Consider the following 25,469-nt stretch of genomic DNA (forward strand, 5'->3'; position numbering starts at 1 on the left):
AAGGTAAGCTTGAGCAAGCGATCGAGCAATTTCGCCTGGCACTAGAAATTTACCCCAACTTCCCCGAGGCCAAAGGAAGTCTGCAACGGCTCCTCTCCAAGCAATCCGAAGAAGTGCATACCGACTTACTACCCCTGTAAAGCCGGGATCCCAGAAGTATTACAAGTTAGATTAAGCTACGAAAAAAGAGCGCAGAGCATGGTACTTTGCCCCCAGCAAAAAAAAGATTCTACTAGCGATAGCAGGGTAAATGCATCTTAAACCCTATTGAGAACTAGGTTCTAGCAGCAACCGATTCCAGAGCGGGTAACGCTGCAAATACGGCATCAGGGTTCCATTCAGTTCCATCATCATGTCTCTGGTCTGCTTCTGATCTAACTGTATTCAGGATCACCAAAAAGTATTTTATTTGGGCCCTATCCTGATCGTGTGCGATTCTGCCCAAAGACACCTCCAAGGGGATTGCGTTAGACTAACGAATGTTGAACAAACGTATCGGATTGTTCCTATGGTGCTCTTTGGATTTGGCAAGAAGCTCTCCCTACCCACCGAACGTGAGGCTTTGCCGGGGCGGGCTGAGCCTATGCCAATTGTTAATCGGCACTTTGTAAACGGCAATCCGTTGCAACCGCCCTTTCCAGAGGGGATGGAGCTGGCCTTGTTTGGTATGGGCTGCTTCTGGGGGGCAGAGCGCAAGTTTTGGCAAGTGCCTGGAGTGTTTAGCACCTCTGTGGGTTATGCTGGTGGGTTTACTCCCAACCCCACCTATCAAGAAGTGTGCAGCGGTCTCACAGGACACAACGAGGTGGTGCGGGTGGTTTATGACCCGGCTCAGGTCAGCTATAGGCAGTTGCTGAAAGTGTTCTGGGAAAATCACGATCCCACTCAAGGGATGCGCCAAGGCAATGATGTCGGCACTCAGTACCGCTCTGGCATCTATGTTTACTCTAAGGCTCAGCGAGAATGGGCGGAAAAAACTCGGGACATCTATCAAGAGGCGCTGCAAGCACGGGGTTACGGGAAGATCACCACAGAAATTCTGGATGCACCTGAGTTCTACTACGCCGAAGATTATCATCAGCAGTATTTGGCCAAAAATCCTGGTGGTTACTGCGGCTTGGGTGGTACCAAGGTCTGTTTGCCCGAGGTTCTGACGGAGTCGGTTTAAGCTCCCACAGGGATCCGTACTCGATTCGATCAGCGCAGTAGGTGAGGTTCCAGCAGAATATTGGCAAAGCACTGTACCTGAACGGGAGCCGTAAGTCAGTTCTTTAAGACTCGGGGAGTGGAGTCAGGGCTAGGGAAGCATTGAGGATTCCGGGTTCACCTGCAGGTTGCAGTTGGAAGCCGATTCGTTTACACAGACGGCACATGGCTTCGTTCTCCGACAACATCTCCCCTGTCAAGCGGTTGAGTCCTTCCCAGCGAGCTACTTCTGTCAGATGGGTCAGCAAGGCGGTGCCAATCCCCTGCCGCTGATAGGGATCCGGCACCAGCATGGCAAACTCTGCCTCAGGGATCCCGTGTTTTTTGGTCAGACGGCAGACCCCTAGAATGGCAGGCTCTGGCTCCAGCCGTTCTGCTACGAGGGCAATCTCACGGTCATAGTCGTTGAAACAGATGCGGGTGAGGCGGTCGTGGTCCACGCGGGCACTGTATTTCATGGCGTGGAAATAGCGAAGATAGACGCTCTTGTCGGATACGTGTTTATGAAAGGCAATGATCAGGGGTTCGTCTTCCGGGCGAATCGGGCGAATGGTGATGCCATCCCGGAAGGGCCAGGTGTATTGCATCGGGTAAGGCCGAATCGCTAACGGCACCTGCGGATCCTGCTCGGATCGCAAAATGACGCGGGCATCCAGAGCCAGCAACCCCTCCGGAGAGGCCAGTAGTGGATTGATGTCAATCTCCTTGATGCGAGGTTGTTCGGCCACCAATTGGCTGAAGTGCACCAGAAGTTGTTCTAGGGCCTCCAAATCCACCGCTTTGCGGCCCCGTACCCCTTTAAGAGCCTTGTAGATGAGGGTGTTCTCCATCATGCGGCGGGCCAGAGTGCTGTTGAGGGGGGGCAGGCCAATGGAGCGATCCTGAAACACCTCCACCAGTTGGCCACCGCTGCCAAACACCAACACCGGCCCAAATTGCGGATCCTGACTGCTGCCCAGGATGAGCTCATAGCCATCAGTGCGGATCATCGGCTGCACCGTCACCCCTTGGAAATGCTCCGGCCCAGCTTTTTCGGTGACATTGCTTTGAATCTGTTGGTAGGCTCGGCGCACCGCTTCTGCATCCGGTAGGTTGAGCTGCACCCCGCCCACATCGGTTTTGTGGGTCAGGGTATGGGAATAGAGCTTGAGCACCACCGGATACCCGATGCCTTCGGCGGCTCGTACCGCGCCTTCAGGGCTATCCGCCACCAGGGTGGGCACTACTGGGATCCCGTAGGCGGCGAGGATCCCTTTGGATTCCGCTTCCGTCAGAAGGGTGCGTTGTTCCACCTCCGCTTGCTGCAGGAGCTGCTCCACTTTGTCCCGCTCGATCTGCTCGTGGGTGGCGAGGGTGGGGGTTTCGTAGAGGGCCTTAAGACTGTAGCTAAACCGCCAGAGATGGCTGAAGACACGGGCCGCCTGGTCGGGATAGCGATAGGTGGGGATCCCGGCTTGGTTGAGAATGGCTTCGCCCGGATCCACCTCAGCTCCTCCCATCCAACTGGCCAAAATCGGCTGTCGGGATCCGCTGTTGCGCCAGGTTTCCACCACTTGGGTGGCGGTCCGGGTGGGATCCGTCATCGCTTGCGGGGTGAGGATGAGCAGACAGCCGTGACTGTCGGGATCCCGCAACACCACTTGCAGGGCTTGGGCAAAGCGCTCCGGCTCTGCATCCCCCAAGATGTCGATGGGGTTGCCGTGGCTCCAGTGGGGGGGCAAAAACGGATTGAGGGCCTCGACAGTTGTCGGCGAGAGTTCCGTCAGGGATCCACCCGCCCGGATCAGGGCATCGGTGGCCAATACTCCAGGCCCGCCCGCATTGGTGATAATGGTGAGATAGGGACCCTTAGGTCGGGGTTGCTTAGCCAAGACCTCGGCCATATCGAACAGATCTTCGATGTGATCCACCCGCAACACGCCGCAGCGGCGAAAGGCCGCATCCAGTACATCATCGCTGCCGGTCAGGGATCCTGTATGGGAGGCCGCCGCTTGGGCTGCCGCCTGGGTTCGTCCGGCTTTGATGACGATGATCGGTTTGCTCAAGGCCACTTCGCGGGCCGCTGAGAGAAAGGAGCGGGCATCGCCAATGGATTCCATGTAAAGCACAATGCTGTGGGTATGGGGATCGTCCCCCAAATAGTCGATCAGATCGCCCCAGCCCACATCCAGCATGGATCCCAGGGAAATAAAGGCGCTGAAGCCGACATTTTCTTGCAGGCTCCAATCCAAAATCGAGGTACACAAGGCCCCACTTTGGCTGATAAATCCGACATTGCCAGGGCGGGCCATTTGGCTGGCAAAGGTGGCATTGAATCCAATGTGGGGGTTTTGGATCCCTAGGCAATTGGGGCCGATGAGGCGCAGTTTTCCCTGGGCAATTTGCTGAATTTGATGTTCCAGTTGGATCCCTGCGGCTCCCGTTTCTTTGAAACCGGCGGAGAGAATAATCGCGCCTTTGACTCCAACTTCAACACACTCTTGAACCACAGCAGGCACCCCAGCGGCAGGAATGGCAATTATCGCCAAATCCACCGGCTCGGGCAAAGATTGAATCCGGTCATAGGCGCGGATTCCCAAGACATTGTGCCGTTTGGGATTGATGGGATAAACTGTCCCCCCAAAGGGATGGCTGATCAGGTTCCACAAGACCGTTCGCCCCACACTCCCTTCCCGTTCCGTAGCGCCAATCACGGCAACTGAGCGCGGTGAAAAGATCGGATCTAGGGGATGGGATCCCGTTTTCCACACATCGGTGACAGGGTCTGGGCAGTACAGCATAGCCTTCACTTCTTGGGTAATGGGGGATCCCTCTCCAGCATGGCTTTGATGGCGGATTCTAACGGCTGAAGATGATTTTGAATGACAGAGGAAATCGTCAAAGGATCAATGGATCAATGTCGCCGAGATAGTTGTGCACCAAGATATTACGAAAGCCACTGATGTTTTGCCACGGGATCCCTGGATATAGATCTTTCAATTCAGAGGGCAGTCTTTGGGTTGATTCTGAAAGAGTTTGCAGATTTCGTAGAGCTGCATCATAGAGGATCTCATCTTGAGTCAAATCTCCCCGCTCTTGAATCCGCCGAATCTTGGCAATGGCATCCAAAATATGGAATATGGAGGGCATACAATCGCCAGGATTTACTCACAAATCAACAGCCTCTTTCAATACACTCTCTCGAATATGTCGATTCAGTTCGTGTTCTGGGACAATTTGAACAGGACGGCCCAACAGTTGTGTCAGGCACTCGTTGAGAGATAAACGCTGGGCAAATAGATCGTAGCCAGGCGGAAAATCTACCAGAAAGTCAACATCACTATCAGAATGCTCTTCCCTCCTAGCAACTGAACCAAAAACTCGAATTTTACGTGCTCCATGTTCCCGACCAAGGGCTTCGATCTTTTCCTTTTGTGCTCGCAGAGATTCGATCAGCATAGCTATCCTCTCAGAGTTTGGTAGTCAATCTCAGGGATCCCTGCCCGTTCTTTGGCATGTTCCAGGGTCATGCTGCAAAGCTGACCTTCTTGATCGAAATCCAACAGAGTGTTCTCATCTAAGTCACGAGTCTCGATCGGAGAGTTTTGATTGAAAACAATATAGAAGAGAGTGTCGGTAGCTTCAAAGTACTTGATTTGCATGACACTAGCTCCCTCAAGCCAACACAGGATCCTCTTGGTGGTAGAGGGTGGCATCCACCTTAAAGCCGCGATAGGCCAGAACGTACAACTCCTTCATATCCCGAATCAGGGGGTAGCGGGGGTTGGCTCCGGTGCATTGGTCGTCAAAGGCTTGCTCCGCCATGGTTTCCAGGTGATCGTAAAACTCCTGCTCACTTTCGCTGAGGGTTTCCCGAATGGTCATCGGGATCCCGACTTTTTGCTTCAGATCCTCAATGGCATCGATGAGCCGCATCACCTTTTCATCGTCGTTGGCTCCGCCCAGTTGCAGGTGATCGGCAATCTCGGCATAGCGGTGCTTGGCGTTGGGATAACGGTATTGCGGGAAGATGGCCTGTTTGAAGGGGGCATCCGTGGCGTTATAGCGGATCACATGGCTGATCATCAAGGCATTGGCTAACCCATGGGGTACATGGAAGGTGGATCCCAGTTTGTGGGCCAGCGAGTGACACACCCCCAAAAAGGCGTTGGCAAAGGCCATCCCGGCGATGGTGGCGGCGTAGTGAACCTTCTCACGGGCTTCGGGATCCTCCGCTCCTTTTTGGTAGGCTCGCGGCAGATAGGTGAGCAGCAGCTTGATCGCCTGCAGCGCCAGTCCATCGGTAAAGTCGCTGGCCATGACCGACACGTAGCTCTCCAGGGCATGGGTGAGGGCATCGATGCCACCATAGGCGGTCAGTCGTCGGGGCATGTTCAAGGTCAAGTCGGGATCCACAATGGCCATATTGGGGGTGAGGGCGTAGTCTGCTAGGGGATACTTGATCCCCACCCGGTCGTCGGTGACCACTGCAAAGGGGGTGACTTCCGATCCCGTGCCAGAAGTCGTGGGAATACAGATCAACTGAGCTTTTTGGCCCAACGCTGGCAACTCATAGACGCGCTTGCGGATATCCATGAAGCGCATCGCCAGCCCCTCAAACTCCACCTGGGGCTGCTCGTACATCAGCCACATCACCTTGGCCGCATCCATCGGGGATCCCCCGCCAACGGCAATGATCACATCCGGCTGGAAGTTACGCAGTTGCTCCAGGCCGCGATTGACGTTGCTGAGGGTGGGATCCGGCTCCACATCGTGGTAAACATCCCAGTTCACCTTGATCTCATCCAACACCTGGGTGATGGGCTGCAACATACCCAAGTCAAAGAGGGGTTTATCGGTGACTAAAAAGGCCCGTTTTTTCCCTTCCAACTCCCGCAAGGCCACCGGCAAACAACCCGGCTTGAAATAGATCTTCGGTGGGATCCGGAACCAGAGCATGTTTTCTCGGCGTTGGGTGACGGTTTTGAGATTGAGCAGATGGTGCGGCCCGACATTTTCGGAAACCGAGTTGCCTCCCCAGGTACCGCAGCCGAGGGTGAGGGAGGGATCCAACTTGAAGTTGTAGAGATCCCCAATCGCCCCTTGAGAGGAGGGTGTATTGATCAGGACTCGCGCAGTTTGCAGGGCATTTTCAAAGTAGGCGATATCGTCCCGATTGGCGGGATCCGTGTAGAGGACTGAAGTATGGCCTTTACCGCCAAAATTGACCAGTTGCGAAGCAATCTCGACAGCAGCATGAAAATCTTGGGCGCGATAGAGGGCCAAGACCGGGGCTAATTTTTCGTAGGAGAAGGGTTCCTCAACGCCAACGCTATCCACTTCCCCAATCAACACTTTGGCTTCTTCAGGCACCCGGATCCCAGCCAAGGCTGCGATCGCCTCAACCGGTTGACCCACTATCGCTGGGTTCAAGCGGCCATCTTTGAGGATAATTTGTCGGACTGCTGCCGTTTGTTCGGCATCCAAAAGGTACGCTCCCCGATTCTGAAACTCAGCTTTCACCTGTTCATAAATGGCATCCACCACCACTACCGATTGCTCAGAGGCACAGATCATGCCGTTGTCGAAGGTTTTGCTCAACAAAATCGAGCTGACTGCCATTGGAATATCCGCACTGGCATCGATCACCGCCGGGGTATTGCCCGCCCCCACCCCTAACGAAGGATGCCCAGAGGAGTAGGCGGCTTTGACCATGCCGGGGCCACCGGTAGCCAGGATCAATTTCACCTCAGGGTGCTGCATCAAAGCCTGGGACAGTTCGACCGTGGGTTCATCAATCCAGCCAATCAAGCCTACGGGAGCACCCGCAGCCTCAGCAGCCTCCTTAACGATCTTGGCCGCAGCAATGGTACAGCCTTTGGCTCTGGGGTGAGGCGAAAAGATAATGGCGTTACGGGTTTTGAGAGCAATCAGTGCTTTGAAAATTGTGGTGGAGGTGGGGTTGGTCACGGGCACAATACCGGCCAGAAGCCCAACTGGTTCAGCAATTTTTTCGTAACCAAAGCTTTCATCTCGCTCAATCACACCACAGGTTTTTTCATGTTTGTATTTGTTGTAGATATATTCCGAAGCAAAGTGATTTTTGATCACCTTGTCTTCCACAATGCCCATGCCGGTTTCCTGCACGGCTAGCTTAGCCAACGGGATCCGTTCATTATTGGCCGCCAAGGCTGCCTTGCGGAAGATTTGATCCACTTGTTCTTGGGTGAAGGTGGCGTATTGGGCTTGGGCGGCTTTTACCTGTTGGATCAATTCTTCTAGGTCTGCGAGGTTGGATACAGGCATAGATCCCTCCAAAGCTAGTCAGCGATTACGAACACAATGGCAACTATGAAGTCTTACATCATCACAGAATCACAGAGGATAGTGTGATCCCATCTCTAAACCCCAGCAGGAACTTGAATCTCAGTGATCAAGGTTGGGTTGTGGGTGAGAGTGTTGTGAATAATGCAGGCATCGACGGCTTTTTCCAGGCCCTTTTGATGGCGGTCATCCAACGGGATGCCGGTTTTAACTTGAATGCGAATGTTGTCTAGACGAGTGGGATTGAGGACTTTTTCTGCCGTCACCACCACCTCCAACCCACTTGGATCCAGCTGTCGCGCTTCCAGATATTTCACGGCATAAAAGCCAACACAGGCCCCCAACGAAGCCAAAAACCATTCCGGCGGGGTCATGCCGCCATCTTGGCCGTGGTTATCCAGGGGTTGATCGCTCAAGATGCGATGCCCGCGACTTTCGGCTTGAAATTTGACCCCATCTTGATAGGTGATGCGTACATCCATACCAAAACTCCTAAAACTCAACTGGCCTTGAGGCCCTGATCCCGAAATATCTGCACCACCTTGGCCACTTGTTCTGGCGAGGGTGGCTCCACATCCTTGAGTAGATAGGGCAGACCCAACTGCTGCCATTTGTATTCCCCCATCTTGTGAAAGGGCAGCACCTCTACTCGCTCGACATTGGATAAAGTCGCTACAAACTGAGCCAATCCTTTCACATTTTCTTCGGGATCCGTCAGCCCTGGGACAAGCACAAAACGGATCCAGGTAGGCTTGTTAATTTGGGCCAAATGGCGGGCAAATATCAACGTTGGCTCCAGTGGCACATGGGTGACTTCGCGGTACAGATCTGGCAGAAAAGACTTGATATCCAGCAACACCAAATCCGTATGCTCCAACACAGATTTTGCCGCTTCAAGCTCCACAAAACCGGATGTATCCAAGGCTGTGTGTAACCCCAATTCATGGCAGCGACGCAAGATCTCGGCAACAAAATGGGGCTGCATCAAGGGTTCCCCCCCAGTGATCGTGACGCCCCCTTTGCGCAAATAGGGTTTGTACTTTCGTACCTCCGACATCAACTCTTCGACAGTTACTGCTTTCCCGTCATGGGGATCCCGACAATCGGGGTTATGGCAATACAGACAGCGCAATGGGCACCCCTGAGTAAAAATCACAAAGCGGATCCCAGGGCCATCGACAGTACCACAGGTCTCGATGGAGTGAATCCGTCCCGTGACTGGAGTAAGGGTGTTGATCACAGTGTCCATGCTTTCATCCTGGATTGCTTTTTGAAAACCTCAACCGATCTTGAGGTTTTCTTTCGAATTGATGTTCTTGTGTTAAATCCAATACGGTTTTTGTTTTCCTTCAGAAAAGGAATGTTTTGGGTGATTCTAGGCGGCTTACATACTTACATAGATGTGTTGTGCATGCGATGAGCTCTGGGATCAAACTCTTTGGGAAAGTGGGTATAGGTGTCGAAATCTGACTGATCCAGCAAAGCGTCTGCTAAGACCGCTCCCTGGAAATTGCTGCCAAAGAGTAGACATCCTCGCAAGTCAGCTCCTGATAGGTTAGCGCCACTAAAATCCGCAAAACTGAGATCACACCCGCGCAAATTGGCCCTCGTTAGGTTGGCCCCGCTGAAGTCGGCATAGCTCAGATCAGCTCCCGCCAAGTGGATCCCGCGTAGATCAGTGTATTGCAGTTCAATCTCCTGAAAATCTCGTCGTCCGGATGCATAGTGACGGACAACATCTTCAACACGATAGGCAGTCATGGTCATAGGGCCTCCTCAATGAATTCATCAGGGATCCCCTCTTTCGACCCAGCTTGCGGGGAATGACAGGGATCCCTGCTCGCTCAGCTAGATCCTCAACAGTGGTGATGGAACGTACGGTTGATGACATCCAGCTGCTGTTCACGGGTGAGCTTGATGAAGTTCACCGCGTAACCGGAGACTCGGATCGTCAGTTGTGGATAGAGTTCTGGGTGATCCATGGCATCCAGCAGGGTCTCACGGCTAAAGACATTCACATTCAGATGGAAGCCTCCGTCCTGCACATAGCCATCCAGCAACCCCACCAGGTTCTCCACCCGCTCCGACTCGGTGCGGCCCAAGGCCCCCGGCACAATCGAGAAGGTGTTGGAAATGCCATCCTGGGCATCGGCATAGGGCAACTTGGCCACCGAAGCCAGAGAGGCCACTGCCCCCTTGGTATCCCGCCCATGCATTGGGTTAGCCCCCGGCGCAAAGGGATCCCCGGCTCGCCGGCCATCGGGGGTATTACCCGTCTTTTTGCCGTACACCACATTGGAGGTGATGGTGAGGATGGACTGGGTGGGCACGGCATCCCGATAGGTTTTGTGCTTGCGCAGTTCCGCCATAAAGGTTTGCACCAGTTGCACCGCCAGTTGATCGGCTCGGTCATCGTTGTTGCCATATTTGGGAAAGTCCCCATCAATGACGTAATCGACGGCCAGACCCCGCTCATCCCGGATCACCCGCACCCGTGCGTGTTTGATAGCCGAGAGAGAATCCGCCACCACCGACAAACCGGCAATCCCAAAGGCCATCGTCCGCAGGACATCCCGGTCGTGTAGGGCCATCTCGATGCGCTCGTAGCAGTATTTGTCGTGCATGTAGTGAATGATGTTCATGGTGTTGACGTAGGTTTTCGCCAACCAAGCCATCATCTGTTGCATGCGGGGCCAAACTTCCTCGTAGTCCAGCACATCACCAGTAATGGGGGCATAGGCCGGAGCCACCTGTACCCCTGTTTTTTCATCCTTGCCGCCGTTGATGGCGTAGAGCAGGCATTTGGCCAGGTTCACCCGTGCCCCGAAAAACTGCATCTGCTTGCCAATGCGCATGGCGGAGACACAGCAGGCGATGCCGTAGTCATCCCCCCAGTAGGGCCGCATCAAGTCGTCATTTTCGTACTGGATGGAGCTGGTTTGAATGGAGACTTTGGCGCAGTAGCGTTTGAAGGGCTCCGGCAGTCGCTCCGACCAGAGCACCGTTAGGTTGGGTTCAGGAGCAGGGCCGAGGGTGGTGAGGGTATGCAGAACCCGGAAGCTGGTTTGGGTCACCAGGGGGCGCCCGTCGATGCCCATGCCACCGATGCACTCCGTCACCCAGGTGGGATCCCCACTGAACAGCTCGTTGTACTCCTGGGTACGCAAAAACCGCACCATGCGCAGCTTCATCACAAAGTGGTCGATCAGTTCCTGGGCTTCGGTTTCGGTGAGGATCCCGGCTTGCAGATCCCGCTGGATGTAGATATCCAAAAAGGTGGAAACCCGTCCCAGGGACATGGCCGCCCCGTTTTGCTCCTTCACCGCCGCCAGGTAGGCCAAATACAGCCACTGGATGGCTTCGCGGGCGTTGGTTGCCGGACGAGACAGATCAAACCCATAGCGGGAGCCCAATTCCTTAAGCTCCTGCAGCGCCTTGATCTGCTCGGAGATCTCTTCCCGCAGACGGATGGTGGCCTCGTCCATGACATCTAGATCAAGGCTCTCTTTTTGCGCCTGTTTGTCGGCAATCAGCCGATCCACCCCGTAGAGAGGCACCCGCCGGTAATCCCCAATGATTCGACCCCGACCATAGGCATCTGGCAGTCCTGTGATGATCCCGGAGCGGCGGCAGCGGCGCATCTCTTCGGTATAGGCATCAAAAACCCCGTCGTTGTGGGTTTTGCGATATTTTGTGAAAATCTCCTCCGTTAGGGGATCCAGTTTGTAGCCGTAGTCCTCCAGGGATCCCTGTACCACGCGAATGCCGCCGAAGGGCATGATGGCCCGTTTCAGGGGCTTGTCGGTTTGAAGCCCAACAATTTGCTCTAGATCTGGGTCAATGTAACCAGGGGCATGGCTGGTGATGGTGGAGGGTACAGCCGTATCCACATCCAGGATCCCCCGTTCCCGTTCCTGCGCCATCAGGTCTTTAACCTTGGCCCACAGTTGCTCTGTGCGCTCGGTGGCCCCCACCAGAAAAGACTCATCGCCTGTGTAGGGGGTGACATTGCGCTGAATGAAGTCTCTGACATCGATGGTGGTTTGCCAGGATCCGGCTACAAAAGGCTGTGGAGCAACCTGACTGGCGATTTCGTGTTCTTGAGGCCGTGATAATACATCGACAACCATATCTGCTCTCCTAGGATTGGGTGCAAAGACAGAATCTTTTCAACCAAGAGCAAAGGGACTACAGTTGAGATTGCATTTGAGATTGCATTCAGTCCGAAGAATGTGGTCGACATTTCTCAACAATCATGTTGTTTTTTTGCCCTTGGCTTTATCCTGCATATATCCATTCTAGGGCGGCTTTGAGAACCAGCACATTTTGTCAACGTCTATAAAGAAATCTGCAGAATTAGTCCTGATTTGTTGGTAAACACAAAGAAAATTAGTTTTACAATTTCTTCCAGAGCTTCCTCTAGCAGGATGTAGCTTTTTGCTGGCGACAGCTCACATCGGTTCATGTTCAGCCCGACAGGGATTCTGGGCTGCCTCAAAATCTCCATGGAGTTGGGAAAAATTGTACTCTCAACTTGATATGCCTTTTACATCAACCTTCGTTCCACACCGTCGATACTCATGGGCAGAATGCCAGGATGTGGGAGTGAGTCCGGGTGAGTGGGTTGAGCTTATACTGACAATGAACCCAACCCTGATCTTGTAGATCGTCTTAAATTTTCTCCATTTCCCTGCTTTGGGTTGGACACTCATCCCTACTCCCTTTTGATGGGCTAGGCGTTGACGGGTTCTAACTGGAGATCTATGCCAAAGCGTAAGCGGATTGGGATCCTCACCAGCGGTGGCGACTGTGGCGGCCTGAATGCGGTGACTCGGGCGGTGGTACGCCGGGCACGCGACTATGACATGGAGGTTTTTGGCATCAAAGATGCGACAGTAGGGCTCATGGCTCGTCCAGTCGAAGCAGAACTGCTGGATGTCAAGCGGGTATCTGGCATTTTGCGCTATGGCGGCACGATTCTGGGTACTGTCAACAAAGGCAACCCTTTTGCTTTCCCCATGCCCGATGGCAGCCTGGCGGATCGCTCCGCAGAAGTGATCGAGGGCTATCACCGGCTGGGGTTGGATGCGCTGATTGGGGTGGGCGGGGATGGGAGCTTGGCCATCCTGCGCAAGTTGGCTTTGCAGGGCAATTGGAACTTTGTCGGCGTACCCAAAACCATCGACAATGATGTCGGTGCCACCGAGTATTCCGTCGGGTTTAATACGGCCCTGAGTGTTGCGGTGGAAGCCCTGGATCAACTGACCTACACCGCCATTAGCCATAGTCGGGTCATGGTCATGGAGGTGATGGGGCGAGATGCCGGTCACATTGCTATTAGTGCCGGAATTGCCGGTGGAGCCCACGTCATCTTGATCCCAGAGATTCCCTATACCTTGGAGAATGTCTGCAAAAAAATCATCGACCGTAAAGAACGGGGCAATAACTTCAGCATTGTGGTAGTGGCTGAGGCGGTTAAAACCGAATCCGGTGCACCCATCACCTACACCAACAGCCTGGGGCAGTGTCTCTATGGTGGCATTGGTCAGTATATTGGCAACGAGATTGCCCTGCGCACCGGCATTGAAACCCGAGTGATGATCCTGGGTCATTTGCAGCGGGGGGGAACCCCCTCTCCTTTGGATCGGCTGCTGGGGGCGGCCTTTGGGGTAGCGGCAGTGGATTTGATCGCCCGTGGTCAATTTGACTGTATGGTGGCTTGGCAAAATCGGCGTGTGGTGGCTGTCCCTTTGGCGGAGGCGGTGGCTCAGTATCGAGGTGTGGAGGTGGATGGCGCTTTGGTGGCGACGGCGATAGGCTTGAATACTTATGTTGGCGAGTTGGATCCCCATCGTTTTCCCAGCCCTCTACCTTAGCTAGGATCCCTCCGGCAAAAAAGAAACATGGGCAGAAACGATCTTCCAGCCAATATCGGGAAATTTGTACCACATCTGGCTTTGGCGGCCCAAACGCGGGATCCCGTTCACGGGGCGGCGAAACTCTAGGGTGACCGAACCACAGTCTTCTCCAAAGGTGACCACCTCCAGCCGCAGCATCTCACGGGCCAAGTTCATGGCGGGGCGTTGTTTGCGAAAAGCCTCGATTTCTTCCCCCCCGTAGAGGTTTTCTCCGACTCCAAACCGCACCACCTGCGGCCCATCCCAAAATAGACGGGTCAGGGTGGGTACATCATTGCAGGTAAGGGCCGTTTCGTACTGTTGATAGAGGGCCGTTAACTCTGCCACCACCTCGGGACGATTCACCACAGTCATGGGTCAAACTCTTCACCTCTCAACAAGGGCCTTGTCATCCTAAGGGGACAAGGGTTTACGGAAGGTTCTTAGAGAACAACAGGATCCCTGCCTCTGGTCTACGCACCCAGCAAAGCCTGTAAAGATCCCACATCGCAGTGATACACCTGGTGATGTTCGGCATACCCCTTCAGCTCCACCGCCTGTTGCAAGAAACAGGAAGCAGGCTGCCCCAGTTGTTTGACCAAGCAGGCATAGCTATCCTGGCTGATGGCCAAATCGGCATTGAGGGCGCGGGTGGAACTTTCGATACGGAAGGCCAAATTGACCGTATCCCCAAGAGCGGTGTATTCCTGACGGGTGTTGTTGCCCACCTGACGGACAATGGCTGAACCAGTATTGACCCCGGCCCCCAGGCGAATCGGGGAAGGGAGCGGAAATTCGTGGTTCAGTTGCTCGGTCATCTGAAAAAGCTTGACCAAGGCCCGCAGCACCGACTTCACATCCGGGTTCACCTCCAGCTGTCCCGCCCCAAATGGAGCGGTATTGGCCTGAGGTGCATGAAACCAAACCGCCATAATCGCATCGCCGATGTACTTATCGACGGTGCCGCCATGCTGCTGAATGATATCGCCGCCGCGCCGGAACCAATCCCCCATCACCTGGGAAAGCAGGCGTTCGTCCAGTTGTTGGGTCAATTGTCCATATCCCCGCACATCCACCACCGCCACCGAGATCAGCCAGCGGGTTTGTAAAACTAGGGTGTCGGACTGTTTGGGTCCCACCGAGGGGCTAGGCTCTGGACTGGCCAGGGATCCGCTGCGAAACTCGATCTCCGATTGCCCCAGGGTGAGGTGATCCCCATCTTGCAGGAGGGTGGGAATGCTGACCCGGCGATTGTTGACAAACGATCCGTTACGGCTGCCCAGATCAATCAGATAAATGCTGTTGTCATCTAGGTATTGCAGCAGAGCATGTTGGCGGGAAACGCTGGGATCCGTCAGTACAATGGCATTGTCTTCATCGCGGCCCAACGTCCAAGCCGTAGCTCCAGCCAAAATATGCTTCCTCTGGCTGCCATCGGGCTCTTTCAAAAGCACATAAGGAGCAGCAGTGGTGGCAGATTGGCTCATGATGCTCATGACTCAGATACTCGTGGGTTCGTGGGCATGACCGCACCTTAATACGATACCTTGACCGCCCCAAGATGAGCCCCATGTACAGTTCCCTCAACCCTAGAGGTACTCAGTGCAGGGTTGGCGGGGGACTGACCTGACCGGTATGATTTTGTGTAGATACATTAAGGATGTATGGTGGAGCCTTCCCATCCCATTCCTGTGGAGCAGCAGCCGCTACAACAGTACGAAGAGTTGCGGGAAGCTTTTCCCTTTTGCTGGCCGGTGTTGGAATGGATCCCCTATCTCAAACGGATCTTGGGGGTTTGGGGAGGGGTGTTAATCTTGATTTCCCCCATAGTTTGGAGCAGCTTTGCCGGAGATTGGGGCCATTTTGCTTCGGGATCCCTGTTGGGGGCCAATGCCCTGCTGAGTTTGGTGCTGATGCATCTGTATTTGGGGTGGGCCTACATTCGGCGACGCTTGGTGCAGGTGCGGATCCCCTACGAAGAAAGCGGCTGGTACGACGGGGCGATGTATGTCAAATCTGAAGAAGAAGTGGCTCAGCATCGGTTGGTCGTTAGTTATCAGATCGACCCTGTTTTGCGGCGAGTGCGGCGAAGCTTCTGGGGGGTGCTGGGGCTGAGTGGGTTGGTGGCCTTGTGTTGGCCGCTTTGGTAAGAAACGGTTGTCTTGGTGTTTTTGATTGGGATCCCAAACTGTGCATATCACCTCTGATCTGGCTCAAACCTTGCGACCCACCGCTGTCGCCATTGGGAATTTTGATGGGTTGCACCTTGGCCATCAGAGGGTACTGCGGCCTATTCAAGAGTCTGAACGGGGAGTACGCACTGTCCTCACCTTTCATCCTCACCCACAGGAGGTCTTGACGGGGCGCTCCCAACTGTTGCTCACCCCCCCCACAGAAAAGCTAGCCCTGTTGGCTCAAATGGGCTTTGAACAAGTAATTTTGTTCCCCTTTACCGCTGCCTTTGCCCGCCAAAATCCTCAAGAATTTATTCGGGACATTCTGGAGCAGGGTTTACGAGCCCGTCATCTCAGTGTGGGATGGGATTTCTGCTTTGCCCATCGCCGCTCCGGCAATGCCCAAACCCTGCAAACCTGGGGATCCGACCATTGCATTCCGGTGGAGGTGATCCCAGAAACCCAATTTCATGGGGAACGGGTCAGTAGCTCACGCATTCGCGCGGCTTTGGCTACCGGAGAGGTGTCAACAGCAGCGGATCTGTTGGGACGTCCCTACCGACTGATCGGGGAGGTGGTGCAGGGGGATCAACGGGGCCGCCAACTGGGCTTTCCCACCGCCAACTTGCGGTTGCCCCCGGAGAAATTTTTGCCTCGGGATGGGGTGTACAGCGTTTGGGTGTATTTGCCGGGCGCTGTTCAGGCTTTACCGGGTGTGATGAACATTGGACATCGTCCTACGTTTGCGGGCCTGCAACATACTGTTGAGGTGCATCTACTGGATTGGGCTGGGGATTTGTACGGGCAAGAGTTACAGGTGGTACTAGAAGGCTTTATTCGTACAGAGCGGCGCTTCCCTGGTGTGGCGGAGTTGATCGAACAAATTCAGCAGGATTGTCAAACAGCACGGATACAACTGGGCTTGGCTGAGCAGGTTTGGGTGAATTGACCAACTGTTGTTTACCTACAGCCCTTTAATGCTCCGCAGTCGCGTGTCGCATAGCATTAGCGTTGCGTAGCAACAATGCCTACGGCAGGCTGCGCCACCCCAAAAGTGAATGCGGGTTTGCCACAACAACGGTAGTTTCCATCATCGATTTCAAAAGGGCTAGAGTGCTCCGCACCGCTGGCGCGAAAGGGATTGACCCCGTGCTAGGTGACTAGCGGTCGCGCTAGCGTGCCCTTGGCGCAAAGGGCCGTAAACGGGAGTATAGGTATACCCCATCCCGGTGATAGAGCAGCTGAAATTGTTCTTGGCGCTGCAGTTCCCTGACCAAAGCCTTAGAAAACTCACCACTGCTTTGCCATCCTGGAAAACGAGTGTTTAACAAAACATAATCAAAGAGATCCCATTGCATTGAGGTAAGTCCCTGAGACATTCTGCTCTCATCAGTGAAGTAGATCACCGAGCGATGGCTCAGATGGGGACTGAGTTCATGGGTTGTTAACACCCCCCCGTCAGAAGTGATCTGAGCAATAGCCTGTCGAGTTGCCTGCCAAGTCTCTAAAGAATTGAGATAAATTGACCCGAAAAAACCATATTTTCCCAAAGCTAGAAAAGCCAAAATTGACCATGCCAAACTCATTCTCATAAAACGAATATTCAACGAAATTGTCCTCAGGTTTTCGATGGTCGCTAAGATTAAAAAGGGAATGATGGGCAAGGCATAATGGTGAACGAGATCTCGATAAGCAGGATTGCTAGACAAAATATTAAGAACCAATGTGGGTAAGGCTGGGAACAAGGGATCCCAATGTCGCCAAGAAAGACCCCAAATCAAGGGTGAAATCAGCAAGAATAGGTAAAATAGAGTGTCCAGAGAAACCAAACGACTCCCGACAAGCCTTGGCTTGAAAAATAGGTTCTGGACAACCTCAACCACCGAGTGGCCGAGATAACTATAGTGAGAGATCGCTGCCGGAGCATCACCACTAAATTGAGGAATAACCCAGAACACTGCAATAACAAACCACACCGATCCCAGCACCACAGCCATCCACCCGGCCACTTGACATCGCTTTTGCCAGAGATCCTCAACTCGACGATGTTCCCAAATCAATAGCCAGATCCCCAAGGCAATGACAGTCAAGGACAAGACAGCCTTGCAACTGAGGATACCGACTAGACAGAGGTAGAAGACTCCCACTTGACCAGCACGTACAGCCAACACCGCTGCCAGCATCAGGGGAACAGCCAAGACCTCTGGATGAAAGTCAAAAAGGTTGGCATTGAAAATGGCTGGATAAACTAAGTAAGCTCCTGCAATGAACAGAGCTTGCCTGTGACCGATGGTTGCTTGTAAGGCAAGGTGGTAGGTTGGCAGTGCCCCTAAAGCCAGTGCTAAGGCTTGGATCCCAAACAGCCAGTAGACAGAGGGAAAAATTCGATAAAGCAAGCTGATAGGATAAAGAATAAAGGCAGCATGATCTCCAAGAATATGGATCCCTCGAATGGTGGAAAAAGGCACTTCTCCACGACTGATTAGATAAACAGATTGATCGAAAATACCAAGATCGTAGCCCCCAGATTGAAACAAATGATGTCGCACTACACTACAGCCCAACAAAATAATCCAGGCGCAGGTTATCATCAGGAACAATGATCGTTTTGAAGAGATGTTCTTCATGAAACTCAAATCAGTTTGGCTTCAGATAGGGTGACGATATCCCCAGCAGGGATCCCTTTTTGTCACCTTAATGTCGAAAGAAGGATCGCACTCTAATTTTTGATTGAGAATTTCGACCAACAAACAAAAGCTATGATAGCATACAGCCATAAATTTGATCTCTTGATCGTGTTCGTGCTCGAAGGCAAACTCAGAGGTTCCGTGAAGCAGTTTGCGGTCATTGACGAAATGATTCGCACGACTGGCTTGATCAGCTGGCTTGATCAGAAATAGTTGTATTCGGCACCAGGTGAATAATCATGGTGTGGGCAATATGACCTGTCAACCCTCTGCGGGGTTTTGGCAAAAGAGTATGAATGGGTGAAGAAACTTAACTCTCAAGCCCGTCAAGTCTCGGCTGAAAGAGCGTGGCAATGCATTAAACGTTTCTATGATAATTACAAAAATCCATGTACCCCAACGCGATTAGAGTCACCTAAGAGATTCCTATGCCTGATTCACCCAGTGCCCTGCGCTTTATTCTGCTGTTGGGGATCGTCAGTTTGTGTGCGGATGCCACTTATGAAGGGGCGCGCAGCATTTCGGGTGCTTTTTTGGGATCCCTGGGGGCCAGTGGCACCGTCGTGGGCCTGGTGGCTGGCGGCGGCGAGTTGTTGGCCTACGGATTGCGCCTCGGGATTGGGGTTTTGAGCGATCGCACGGGGCGCTACTGGCAGCTCACCACCCTGGGCTATGTCATCAATACACTGGTGATCCCTGCTCTGGCTGGGGTGGCCCAATGGCCCCTGGCGGCTTTGCTGCTGTTGGCAGAACGAACGGGCAAAGGGATCCGCACGCCCCCGCGTGATGTGTTGCTTTCTCATGCCGCTATGCAGGTGGGCCGAGGCTTTGGGTTTGGGCTGCACGAGGCCATGGATCAAATTGGGGCCGTAGGGGGACCGCTGTTGGTGGTGGCGATGCTCTGGGCTGGGCAAGGGTTTCGCAGTGGGTTTCTGGTACTCGGGATCCCGGCCTTGATCGGGTTAGGGGTCTTGCTGCTGGGGCAACAGCTTTATCCCAACCCGAGAGCTTTTGAACCGGATCCCCCGTCTGCCGTTCCCGTCAGTGGGCCGGAGGCCACAGCCAAAGGGCTGCCAGGACTGTTTTGGATTTACCTGCTTTCTGCTGGCTGTGTGGCGATGGGCTTTGCGGATTTCCCCTTGATTGCTTTGCATCTGCAGCAGGTGAATGGGCAGGGGAGCGCGGGAGTAGGGATAGGGATCCCCCTGCTGTATGCTCTGGCGATGGGGGTGGACGCGGTGGCGGCCCTGATCTGTGGGCGGCTGTTTGATCGGGTCGGTCTGTGGAGCTTGTTGGGGGCGGTGTTGTTGGCCTGTGGCTTTGCGCCTCTGGCTTTTTCTGGGCGCTACGACCTGACGGTGCTGGGCATGGTGCTGTGGGGGATTGGCATGGGAGCACAGGAGTCGATCATGAAAGCGGCTGTAGCGGGTATGGTGCCTCCAGAATGCCGAGGGGTGGCCTTTGGCCTGTTTACCAGTGGCTACGGGTTGGCTTGGTTCTTGGGCAGCACCCTCATGGGCCTTCTCTACGATCTGTCCTTGCGCAGCTTGGTGATCTTCTCTGTGGCAGCACAAGGGTTGGGGGCGGTCATTCTGGTGGCCCTATTGCTGTCTTCTCCAGGATCCCAGCTCCGAGGATGAGGCTAGGGATGTGAGCGAGCGGCGGTGCAAGGGATCCCCGCATCTTCTCGGGCAGTAGTACGGACGGGAACTGCAGCGGGTTTGCCGATCAAAAACCCTTGCACCAGATCTACGCCATGCTCTTGAACCCATTGCAACTCTGCCGGGGTTTCGACTCCTTCTGCAACGGTGGTGATCCCCAAGCTTTGCGCCAGTTCTAGGATCTTTTGGGCGATGGCGGCCTTGTAGGGATCCCGATCCACCCCCTGGATCAACTGCATATCCAGCTTGATCAAGTCCGGGTGTAATTGATGGATCAAGTTCAAGGAAGCATAGCCAGAGCCGAGATCGTCCAGGGCCATACGAAAGCCCGCCTGCCGATAAAACTGCAAGATCTCCTGTAAATGGCGGTAAATGGCGGATATCTTGGCTGCGATCCGATTCATTCACCTCAAACACCACCCGCTCCGGCGGGATCCCGGCCCGATGGATGGCCCAAACGGTGGAGCGCAGACAAAAGGCGGGATCGTAAATGGCGGTGGGGTTGAAGTTAATGAACAGATCCCCCTCTAACTTCTGTAGGGTTGCGGCTTGAATGGCGGAGCGACGGGCAGCCAAATCCAACTGGTAGAGCAGGTGAGCCTCCCGTGCCATCTCAAACAATGGGCCGGGGCTGATCCAATTCCCATCACCATCAGTCCCCCGCACCAGGGCTTCATGAGCCACCACCTGTTTGGGATCCCGAGCACAGACAATCGGCTGAAAATGGCTGGTGAGTCGATTCTCTGCCAAAACCTGCAATAGAAGCTCCGCATGGGCACGGTGTAACAACTGCGTCAACGGCTCCACCCGCCCACAATCCTGCCAGCGTGGCTCCACATCCCCCGGCAAAAACAAGGCGCGACTGGAGTGCATTTCTTCGCGAGCTAGGATCCCGGCAATGCGTTCCAACGTGGATTTAAGACTGCCCTCCGCAATGGAGATGGCCAATCCCAGATCCTCCAAGGCTTGGACATCTGACTGTGCAAGCGTTTGGGCCTCTATCGGCTGTGCAGTTAGAGCATGCAGCAGTTTACTGTGGCTATGGGGGATCGGCACCCAAAGAAACAACCGTCCCCGCCCTTGCGGTAGGGTTGGCAGAGTTTCACAGGCGGAACAGGGCATAGGAAGACTGCTGAGAGACTCACGCTCAAGTTATGTATCTCATTTTACCAGGATGTCTTAATGCACCGGGGGAAATTTCGGAGAAAAGTCCATCGGTAAAATTTGCAGTCAAAAAGTGTAGGCCAGTTGAGGACATTCCAGATGAATTACATCAAGTGAATTACATCAAGGATGATCTCCCGCTGACGCGATCGGCAGGCCAAACCCTGAACCGCTCAGCATCCCCGCTGATCCCCAGGGATCCCAGAGCCAAAGCATTACTTGCTGTAAGCCTTGCCCAGGGCTGCCGGTGGGCGGGCCTGACGAATCCGACTCAACATTCCCGAGAGCACCAACATGGTCAACACAAAGGGCAAAGCCTGAATCAAAACCGGCGGCATCACATCCCCCCCCTGCAGTTGAATGGCCAGGGCATCGGTGGCCCCAAACAGCAGGGTAGAACCCAGAATGCCCAGAGGGTGCCATTTGCCAAAGATCATGGCGGCTAGAGAGATAAAACCCTTTCCCGCCGACATATTGCGGACAAATTGGTTCAAAAAGCCAATCGAGAGATAAGCTCCCGCCAAGCCCCCCAGCAGACCGGAGAGCATCACCGCCCCATAGCGCATGCGCAGAATATCCACCCCCACCGTATCGGCAGCCTGAGGGTGTTCCCCGACTGCCCGTAGCCGCAGGCCCCAAGGGGTTTTGAACAACAACCACCAAGACACCGGCACCAAGGCAAAGGCCAGATACACCAAGGGGCTAAAACCATTCCACAGTGGCAACCGATTCACCACTTCCTGGGAGTTGGTGGTGTTGCCGTAGAAAGATTGCAGCACCAGTGAGGGAACGCTCAGGGCCAACAGGTTAATGGCAGTGCCGCTGACAATTTGATCGGCTTTGTAGTGAATGCACACCAAAGCATGGACAAAGGCAATCGCCACGCCCCCCAAGGCCCCCGCCAGCAGCCCCACCCAAGGGATCCAAGCCACCTGTGCCGCCGGAGTTTGCGCCAGGATGGGAGCCTCCAGTTGTTGGGTGGTCACCGCTGCCGCCAATGCCCCAAACAGCATAATCCCTTCCAGAGCGATATTGACCACACCGCTGCGTTCGGAGTACATGCCTCCTAAGGCCGTGAGCAAGAGCGGGGTAGTGGAGCGAAGCGTGGCGGGAATCAGGGCTAAGAAAGGGATAGACATGGGGGTCTTCTGCTCAGAGGGAGGTCAAGATTGCGGTTGGGGGGCGGAAGGGGGGTTAGACTCCGGGATCCCTTCTTTTTCTACAGGTGAGGTCATAGCCCTTTGCGCATCCATTTCCACCTGCGCCGCTTGTAAGGGATCCGTAAAATAGGTGGGCAACAGTCCGCCGGCAGCAATGAACAAGACGATCAAGGCTTGTAACGTCGTGACCAATTCCCGACTGATGCCCAGTTCCAAATTCAGTTGCAGCCCCCCCGTCAACAGCACCCCGAACAAAAGGGCGGTGAGGGTAATCCCCAGCGGTGAGTTTTGTCCCATCAAGGCCACGGCAATCCCATCAAAACCAACATTGGCAGGCAGAGACTGTTTAAGGCGATATTCCTCAATGCCCGCTCCCAACACATAGTGGGTCGCCGCCAACCCCGCCAACGCGCCAGAAACGGCCATGGCCAAGATCCGCTTCTGACCCAAGTTCACCCCGGCATACTCCGCCGCTTTCGGGGAAAGGCCCATGGCCCGCAGCTCATAGCCCTCAATCGTCCGCCACAGGTAAACATTCACCACTGCCACCGCCAAGAGGGCAATTAGAAATGCCCCATTCAAGCGGATGGCCGCCAACCCTGCCGGAACTTCCACCGGCCAACCGGGTAGGATTCCCCCCAGCAGATAGCCCAGCACCCCCGCCCCCAGGGATGCAATCAGCCGCTTTTGAATCGATACACCTTTCCAGAGCAGGTAAACCCCCACTCCCGCCACCAGAGCCAGGGGCCAAGCCCAGGACAGTTCTCCCGCACCGGATCCCTGTAATCCCAGCAACTCCAACAGGGTCGGGATCCGCGACTCGGGGCGAATTTCATAGCTGCGGGCTTCTGGGCCAGGGGCTTTGAAGGGCAACGTGACCGGATACCCAAAGAAACGGTACTGGTTGGCGGAAATTAAGAACAAAAAGATCGAGGCGGCGATGTAATTCATCATGATCGTGTTGATCACCTCGTGGGTGCCAAAACGGGCCTTCAACCAACCGGGGATCCCGCCCCAAAAAGCCCCACCCGCCGCCGCCGCCAAAATTGACAGGGGCAACGTCAACCAACCTGGCCCCGGCACGTACACCCCCACCAGCATCGTGGCAATGGCTCCCATCGTCAGTTGCCCAGGAGCGCCGATATTGAACAAGCCCGCCTGAAAGCCGAAGGCCACTGCCAACCCCGTAAAAATCAAAGGAGTAGCTAAGAGCAAACTCTGGAACAACCCGGACCAATGGGTGAGGGGGCTAAACAACAACTGAAACGTGTAGGTGATCAAATCCAACTTGGTGGTCAAGTTCAGGAAAGGGGTGAGATCTGGCGAGGCCCCTAAGCCAGGACGCAACATCCACACCACCAGCGCTCCGACAGCCACCGCCAACCCCAATGCACTGAGAGGTACCACAATCTGCCGCCGCCGCACCAAAAAGGCTTTTCCCCCCGGCAGTTGCAGCCGCCCCAACAGCAACAGCAGCAGGGCATAGGCCAAGCTGGCATAACTGGCCAAGGAAGGGCTAAACCGTCGCAACGGCAAGCGAGCCGGCAGGATCCCTTCCGCCAAGGCCACCCCATTCACCGCCCCGATTGCCCCATAAAAGCGCAGCAACCCCAGCCCAAACAGCAGCAGCCCAGCTATTCCCAAGCTGTACAGCCAACGGGCCCGCAACTGCCGCTCCCGGATCAACAGAGCCAAACTGGAGCCTAGCGCCAACAGCACCCAAGCCCAACTGAACCCCGGGATCCAACCCACCGCCAACGTATCCGGGATCCCCAAATTCTGAGGATCGAGCAGGCCAAAGGTTCCCGCCAGCACCCCTGCTCCACCAAACTCCCGTTTCAGGACCCACCAGGGGCAGAGCAAAAACAGCAAAACAGCGATCAGATTGGCCAGCAACAGCAGCATAGGCGGAGATGCGTAAGGAGCAAAGAGAAGGGATCCCGATAACAATAGCAACCGGTTCTCTTCGCAGCTACCCAGTTCATGCCTCTTCCACTGCCACCGGTTCACGAAAGCCCTTTTAGAATGGCCTGATGCGCCGCCACCCGAAAGGCCTGAAACCCATTGTCCTGCCGACCGTGGTAAACGGCATTGGTAAGCAGCGCCACCACCAGCTGCCGCTGCGGATCAATCCACAGGGATGTTCCAGTAAACCCCGTATGACCAAAGGCGGCTGGGCTAAAGGGGTAACTACTGGCCAAGGGATCCGAAGAGCGTAAGGCAAACCCCAAGCCCCGACCTTCCACCTGCTCGCGGGTCATTTCAGCCACGGTTTCCGGTTGCAGCAGGGATCCCCGCAAAAAACTTTCCCCAAAGGCAGCCACCTCCAGCGCAGTCGCAAACAACCCGGCATGGGGGGCAATACCACCCAGACGAGCGGCATTTTCATCGTGAACTTGCCCGCAGAGGCGGCGCTGTCGCCAGAGACACCACTCGGTTGGGGCACAGGGAGGGGGGGGGACGGGGGGATTCCAGGGATCCCCTGGGTAAAACCGGGTGTGACGGAGACCCAGGGGTTGCAACACCTGCCCTTGCAAAATCAAATCCAGACTTTTGCCCAGCAAGCGTTCTAGACCCAACCCCAATAGGATGAAGCCGATGTCGCTATACACCACACGGGATCCTGGCCTGTAGGAAAAGAAAGTGTGCAAGGCCATCTGACGGGCCGATGCCGCATCCGGCTCTCGAAATAAAGGGCGCCAGGCGGGTAAGCCGGACGTGTGGGTAAGCAACTGCCGCCAGCTCACCTGATCCACCCCAATCGGGATCCCAGTCTCCGGCTCTAGGTCAATCCATTTCCCCGGTTGCAACGGATCCTCATAAGGGTGTAGGGGGCGGGATCCTTGTAGCTCCGGCAAAAGCCGGCTGACCGGCTGATCCAGTTGCAACGCCCCAGTTTCCACCAGGGCCATGCAGGCGGTGGCGGTGTAGAGCTTGGTGAGGGAGGCCAAATCAAAACAGGTCTCCAGCTGCACAGGTTGCCTGTCGGCCCCCGGATCCAGGCATCCAAAAGCACGGGCAAACAGGAGTTTCCCCCCCTGCCGAATCGCCACTTGCGCTGCTGGAAAAAGTCCCGGTATCGCAGAATGGATCAGAGTTTCTAGGGGTGTGGGATCCCAGGGCACCGGCTGCCATCTCCCGTTTGTATTGGGTTGGTGTCTGGCTTCTGGGTCTTGTAACAGCGCCTACAAAAGCCTATGAATTCCCTAGATAGGAT

General features: G+C 54.8%; 21 protein-coding genes. 5 read left to right on the forward strand and 16 right to left on the reverse strand.

Annotated elements, in window-relative coordinates:
• Positions 1-508 precede the first annotated feature (508 nt).
• Positions 509-1,168: a peptide-methionine (S)-S-oxide reductase MsrA gene (gene msrA / locus JX360_RS06345; protein ID WP_244349804.1), complete on the forward strand. Its 660-nt coding sequence runs from the start codon at positions 509-511 to the stop codon at positions 1,166-1,168.
• A 103-nt stretch (positions 1,169-1,271) separates the two neighbouring features.
• On the opposite strand, the gene JX360_RS06350 is transcribed toward msrA, so the two are convergent.
• The 9 genes from JX360_RS06350 to pflB all read right to left on the reverse strand — a co-directional run bounded on the left by JX360_RS06350 (position 1,272) and on the right by pflB (position 11,639).
• On the reverse strand, positions 1,272-3,986 hold the full coding sequence (locus JX360_RS06350; protein ID WP_244349805.1) for a bifunctional acetate--CoA ligase family protein/GNAT family N-acetyltransferase: 2,715 nt from the start codon (positions 3,984-3,986) through the stop codon (positions 1,272-1,274).
• Positions 3,987-4,083: 97 nt separating this feature from the next.
• Positions 4,084-4,335 carry a HepT-like ribonuclease domain-containing protein gene (locus JX360_RS06355; RefSeq protein ID WP_244349806.1) on the reverse strand — a complete coding sequence of 84 codons (252 nt, stop codon included), beginning with the start codon at positions 4,333-4,335 and terminating at the stop codon, positions 4,084-4,086.
• A gap of 18 nt (positions 4,336-4,353) precedes the next feature.
• A complete protein-coding gene (locus tag JX360_RS06360) occupies positions 4,354-4,644 on the reverse strand; it encodes a nucleotidyltransferase family protein (protein WP_244349807.1) in 291 nt (96 codons plus the stop codon).
• Positions 4,645-4,646: 2 nt separating this feature from the next.
• The gene (locus JX360_RS06365) at positions 4,647-4,847 is read right to left on the reverse strand and encodes a DUF2283 domain-containing protein (protein ID WP_244349808.1); all 201 of its coding nucleotides are present in this window, start codon (positions 4,845-4,847) and stop codon (positions 4,647-4,649) included.
• A 13-nt stretch (positions 4,848-4,860) separates the two neighbouring features.
• Positions 4,861-7,491, reverse strand: coding sequence for a bifunctional acetaldehyde-CoA/alcohol dehydrogenase (adhE, locus tag JX360_RS06370; protein WP_244349809.1), 2,631 nt, complete (start codon positions 7,489-7,491; stop codon positions 4,861-4,863).
• 95 nt (positions 7,492-7,586) lie between these two features.
• On the reverse strand, positions 7,587-7,991 hold the full coding sequence (locus JX360_RS06375) for an OsmC family protein (protein WP_244349810.1): 405 nt from the start codon (positions 7,989-7,991) through the stop codon (positions 7,587-7,589).
• Positions 7,992-8,008: 17 nt separating this feature from the next.
• Positions 8,009-8,758, reverse strand: coding sequence for a pyruvate formate-lyase-activating protein (gene pflA, locus JX360_RS06380; RefSeq protein ID WP_244349811.1), 750 nt, complete (start codon positions 8,756-8,758; stop codon positions 8,009-8,011).
• A gap of 143 nt (positions 8,759-8,901) precedes the next feature.
• Positions 8,902-9,276 (reverse strand): Alr5209 family pentapeptide repeat protein, encoded by a 375-nt coding sequence (locus JX360_RS06385; protein WP_244349812.1) that lies wholly within the window; start codon positions 9,274-9,276, stop codon positions 8,902-8,904.
• An 89-nt stretch (positions 9,277-9,365) separates the two neighbouring features.
• Positions 9,366-11,639, reverse strand: coding sequence for a formate C-acetyltransferase (gene pflB, locus JX360_RS06390; RefSeq protein WP_244349813.1), 2,274 nt, complete (start codon positions 11,637-11,639; stop codon positions 9,366-9,368).
• A 633-nt stretch (positions 11,640-12,272) separates the two neighbouring features.
• On the opposite strand from pflB, the gene JX360_RS06395 reads away from it, so the two are divergent.
• Positions 12,273-13,385 (forward strand): ATP-dependent 6-phosphofructokinase, encoded by a 1,113-nt coding sequence (locus tag JX360_RS06395; RefSeq protein ID WP_244349814.1) that lies wholly within the window; start codon positions 12,273-12,275, stop codon positions 13,383-13,385.
• Here the strand turns inward: JX360_RS06395 and hpxZ are convergent, their stop codons facing one another.
• Positions 13,386-13,781 (reverse strand): oxalurate catabolism protein HpxZ, encoded by a 396-nt coding sequence (gene hpxZ / locus JX360_RS06400; protein ID WP_244349815.1) that lies wholly within the window; start codon positions 13,779-13,781, stop codon positions 13,386-13,388.
• Positions 13,782-13,879: 98 nt separating this feature from the next.
• A complete protein-coding gene (locus JX360_RS06405; RefSeq protein WP_244349816.1) occupies positions 13,880-14,893 on the reverse strand; it encodes an adenylate/guanylate cyclase domain-containing protein in 1,014 nt (337 codons plus the stop codon).
• Positions 14,894-15,070: 177 nt separating this feature from the next.
• Here JX360_RS06405 and JX360_RS06410 point away from each other — a divergent pair, with 177 nt between their 5' ends.
• Complete coding sequence (locus tag JX360_RS06410; protein WP_244349817.1) at positions 15,071-15,556, forward strand: CGLD27 family protein; 486 nt, start codon at positions 15,071-15,073, stop codon at positions 15,554-15,556.
• 40 nt (positions 15,557-15,596) lie between these two features.
• Positions 15,597-16,529: a bifunctional riboflavin kinase/FAD synthetase gene (locus JX360_RS06415; RefSeq protein WP_244349818.1), complete on the forward strand. Its 933-nt coding sequence runs from the start codon at positions 15,597-15,599 to the stop codon at positions 16,527-16,529.
• Between the two features lie 223 nt (positions 16,530-16,752).
• Here the strand turns inward: JX360_RS06415 and JX360_RS06420 are convergent, their stop codons facing one another.
• The gene (locus JX360_RS06420; RefSeq protein WP_244349819.1) at positions 16,753-18,171 is read right to left on the reverse strand and encodes a DUF2079 domain-containing protein; all 1,419 of its coding nucleotides are present in this window, start codon (positions 18,169-18,171) and stop codon (positions 16,753-16,755) included.
• Positions 18,172-18,695: 524 nt separating this feature from the next.
• Between JX360_RS06420 and JX360_RS06425 the strand changes: the two genes are divergently transcribed.
• On the forward strand, positions 18,696-19,907 hold the full coding sequence (locus tag JX360_RS06425; protein ID WP_244349820.1) for an MFS transporter: 1,212 nt from the start codon (positions 18,696-18,698) through the stop codon (positions 19,905-19,907).
• Here JX360_RS06425 and JX360_RS06430 read toward each other — a convergent pair.
• The 4 genes from JX360_RS06430 to JX360_RS06445 form a co-directional block, all read right to left on the reverse strand.
• Positions 19,869-21,050 carry an EAL domain-containing protein gene (locus tag JX360_RS06430; protein ID WP_244349821.1) on the reverse strand — a complete coding sequence of 394 codons (1,182 nt, stop codon included), beginning with the start codon at positions 21,048-21,050 and terminating at the stop codon, positions 19,869-19,871. The genes JX360_RS06425 and JX360_RS06430 overlap by 39 nt on opposite strands.
• Before the next feature lie 257 nt (positions 21,051-21,307).
• Entirely contained in the window at positions 21,308-22,231 is a 924-nt protein-coding gene (locus JX360_RS06435; protein WP_244349822.1) for an ABC transporter permease, read from the reverse strand.
• Between the two features lie 24 nt (positions 22,232-22,255).
• A complete protein-coding gene (locus tag JX360_RS06440; protein ID WP_244349823.1) occupies positions 22,256-24,157 on the reverse strand; it encodes an ABC transporter permease in 1,902 nt (633 codons plus the stop codon).
• A gap of 101 nt (positions 24,158-24,258) precedes the next feature.
• Positions 24,259-25,377: a serine hydrolase domain-containing protein gene (locus tag JX360_RS06445; protein ID WP_244349824.1), complete on the reverse strand. Its 1,119-nt coding sequence runs from the start codon at positions 25,375-25,377 to the stop codon at positions 24,259-24,261.
• Between the last annotated feature and the right edge of the window lie 92 nt (positions 25,378-25,469).

This window comes from Thermostichus vulcanus str. 'Rupite' (assembly GCF_022848905.1).
Lineage (GTDB): Bacteria > Cyanobacteriota > Cyanobacteriia > Thermostichales > Thermostichaceae > Thermostichus > Thermostichus vulcanus_A.

Bases quoted from the DNA above. Each gene is read 5' to 3' on its own strand.
- msrA (WP_244349804.1), top strand. From the start codon at position 509: ATGGTGCTCTTTGGATTTGGCAAGAAGCTCTCCCTACCCACCGAACGT.
- JX360_RS06350 (WP_244349805.1), bottom strand. From the start codon at position 3,986: ATGCTGTACTGCCCAGACCCTGTCACCGATGTGTGGAAAACGGGATCC.
- JX360_RS06355 (WP_244349806.1), bottom strand. From the start codon at position 4,335: ATGCCCTCCATATTCCATATTTTGGATGCCATTGCCAAGATTCGGCGG.
- JX360_RS06360 (WP_244349807.1), bottom strand. From the start codon at position 4,644: ATGCTGATCGAATCTCTGCGAGCACAAAAGGAAAAGATCGAAGCCCTT.
- JX360_RS06365 (WP_244349808.1), bottom strand. From the start codon at position 4,847: ATGCAAATCAAGTACTTTGAAGCTACCGACACTCTCTTCTATATTGTT.
- adhE (WP_244349809.1), bottom strand. From the start codon at position 7,491: ATGCCTGTATCCAACCTCGCAGACCTAGAAGAATTGATCCAACAGGTA.
- JX360_RS06375 (WP_244349810.1), bottom strand. From the start codon at position 7,991: ATGGATGTACGCATCACCTATCAAGATGGGGTCAAATTTCAAGCCGAA.
- pflA (WP_244349811.1), bottom strand. From the start codon at position 8,758: ATGGACACTGTGATCAACACCCTTACTCCAGTCACGGGACGGATTCAC.
- JX360_RS06385 (WP_244349812.1), bottom strand. From the start codon at position 9,276: ATGACCATGACTGCCTATCGTGTTGAAGATGTTGTCCGTCACTATGCA.
- pflB (WP_244349813.1), bottom strand. From the start codon at position 11,639: ATGGTTGTCGATGTATTATCACGGCCTCAAGAACACGAAATCGCCAGT.
- JX360_RS06395 (WP_244349814.1), top strand. From the start codon at position 12,273: ATGCCAAAGCGTAAGCGGATTGGGATCCTCACCAGCGGTGGCGACTGT.
- hpxZ (WP_244349815.1), bottom strand. From the start codon at position 13,781: ATGACTGTGGTGAATCGTCCCGAGGTGGTGGCAGAGTTAACGGCCCTC.
- JX360_RS06405 (WP_244349816.1), bottom strand. From the start codon at position 14,893: ATGAGCCAATCTGCCACCACTGCTGCTCCTTATGTGCTTTTGAAAGAG.
- JX360_RS06410 (WP_244349817.1), top strand. From the start codon at position 15,071: ATGGTGGAGCCTTCCCATCCCATTCCTGTGGAGCAGCAGCCGCTACAA.
- JX360_RS06420 (WP_244349819.1), bottom strand. From the start codon at position 18,171: ATGATAACCTGCGCCTGGATTATTTTGTTGGGCTGTAGTGTAGTGCGA.
- JX360_RS06425 (WP_244349820.1), top strand. From the start codon at position 18,696: ATGCCTGATTCACCCAGTGCCCTGCGCTTTATTCTGCTGTTGGGGATC.
- JX360_RS06430 (WP_244349821.1), bottom strand. From the start codon at position 21,050: ATGCCCTGTTCCGCCTGTGAAACTCTGCCAACCCTACCGCAAGGGCGG.
- JX360_RS06435 (WP_244349822.1), bottom strand. From the start codon at position 22,231: ATGTCTATCCCTTTCTTAGCCCTGATTCCCGCCACGCTTCGCTCCACT.
- JX360_RS06440 (WP_244349823.1), bottom strand. From the start codon at position 24,157: ATGCTGCTGTTGCTGGCCAATCTGATCGCTGTTTTGCTGTTTTTGCTC.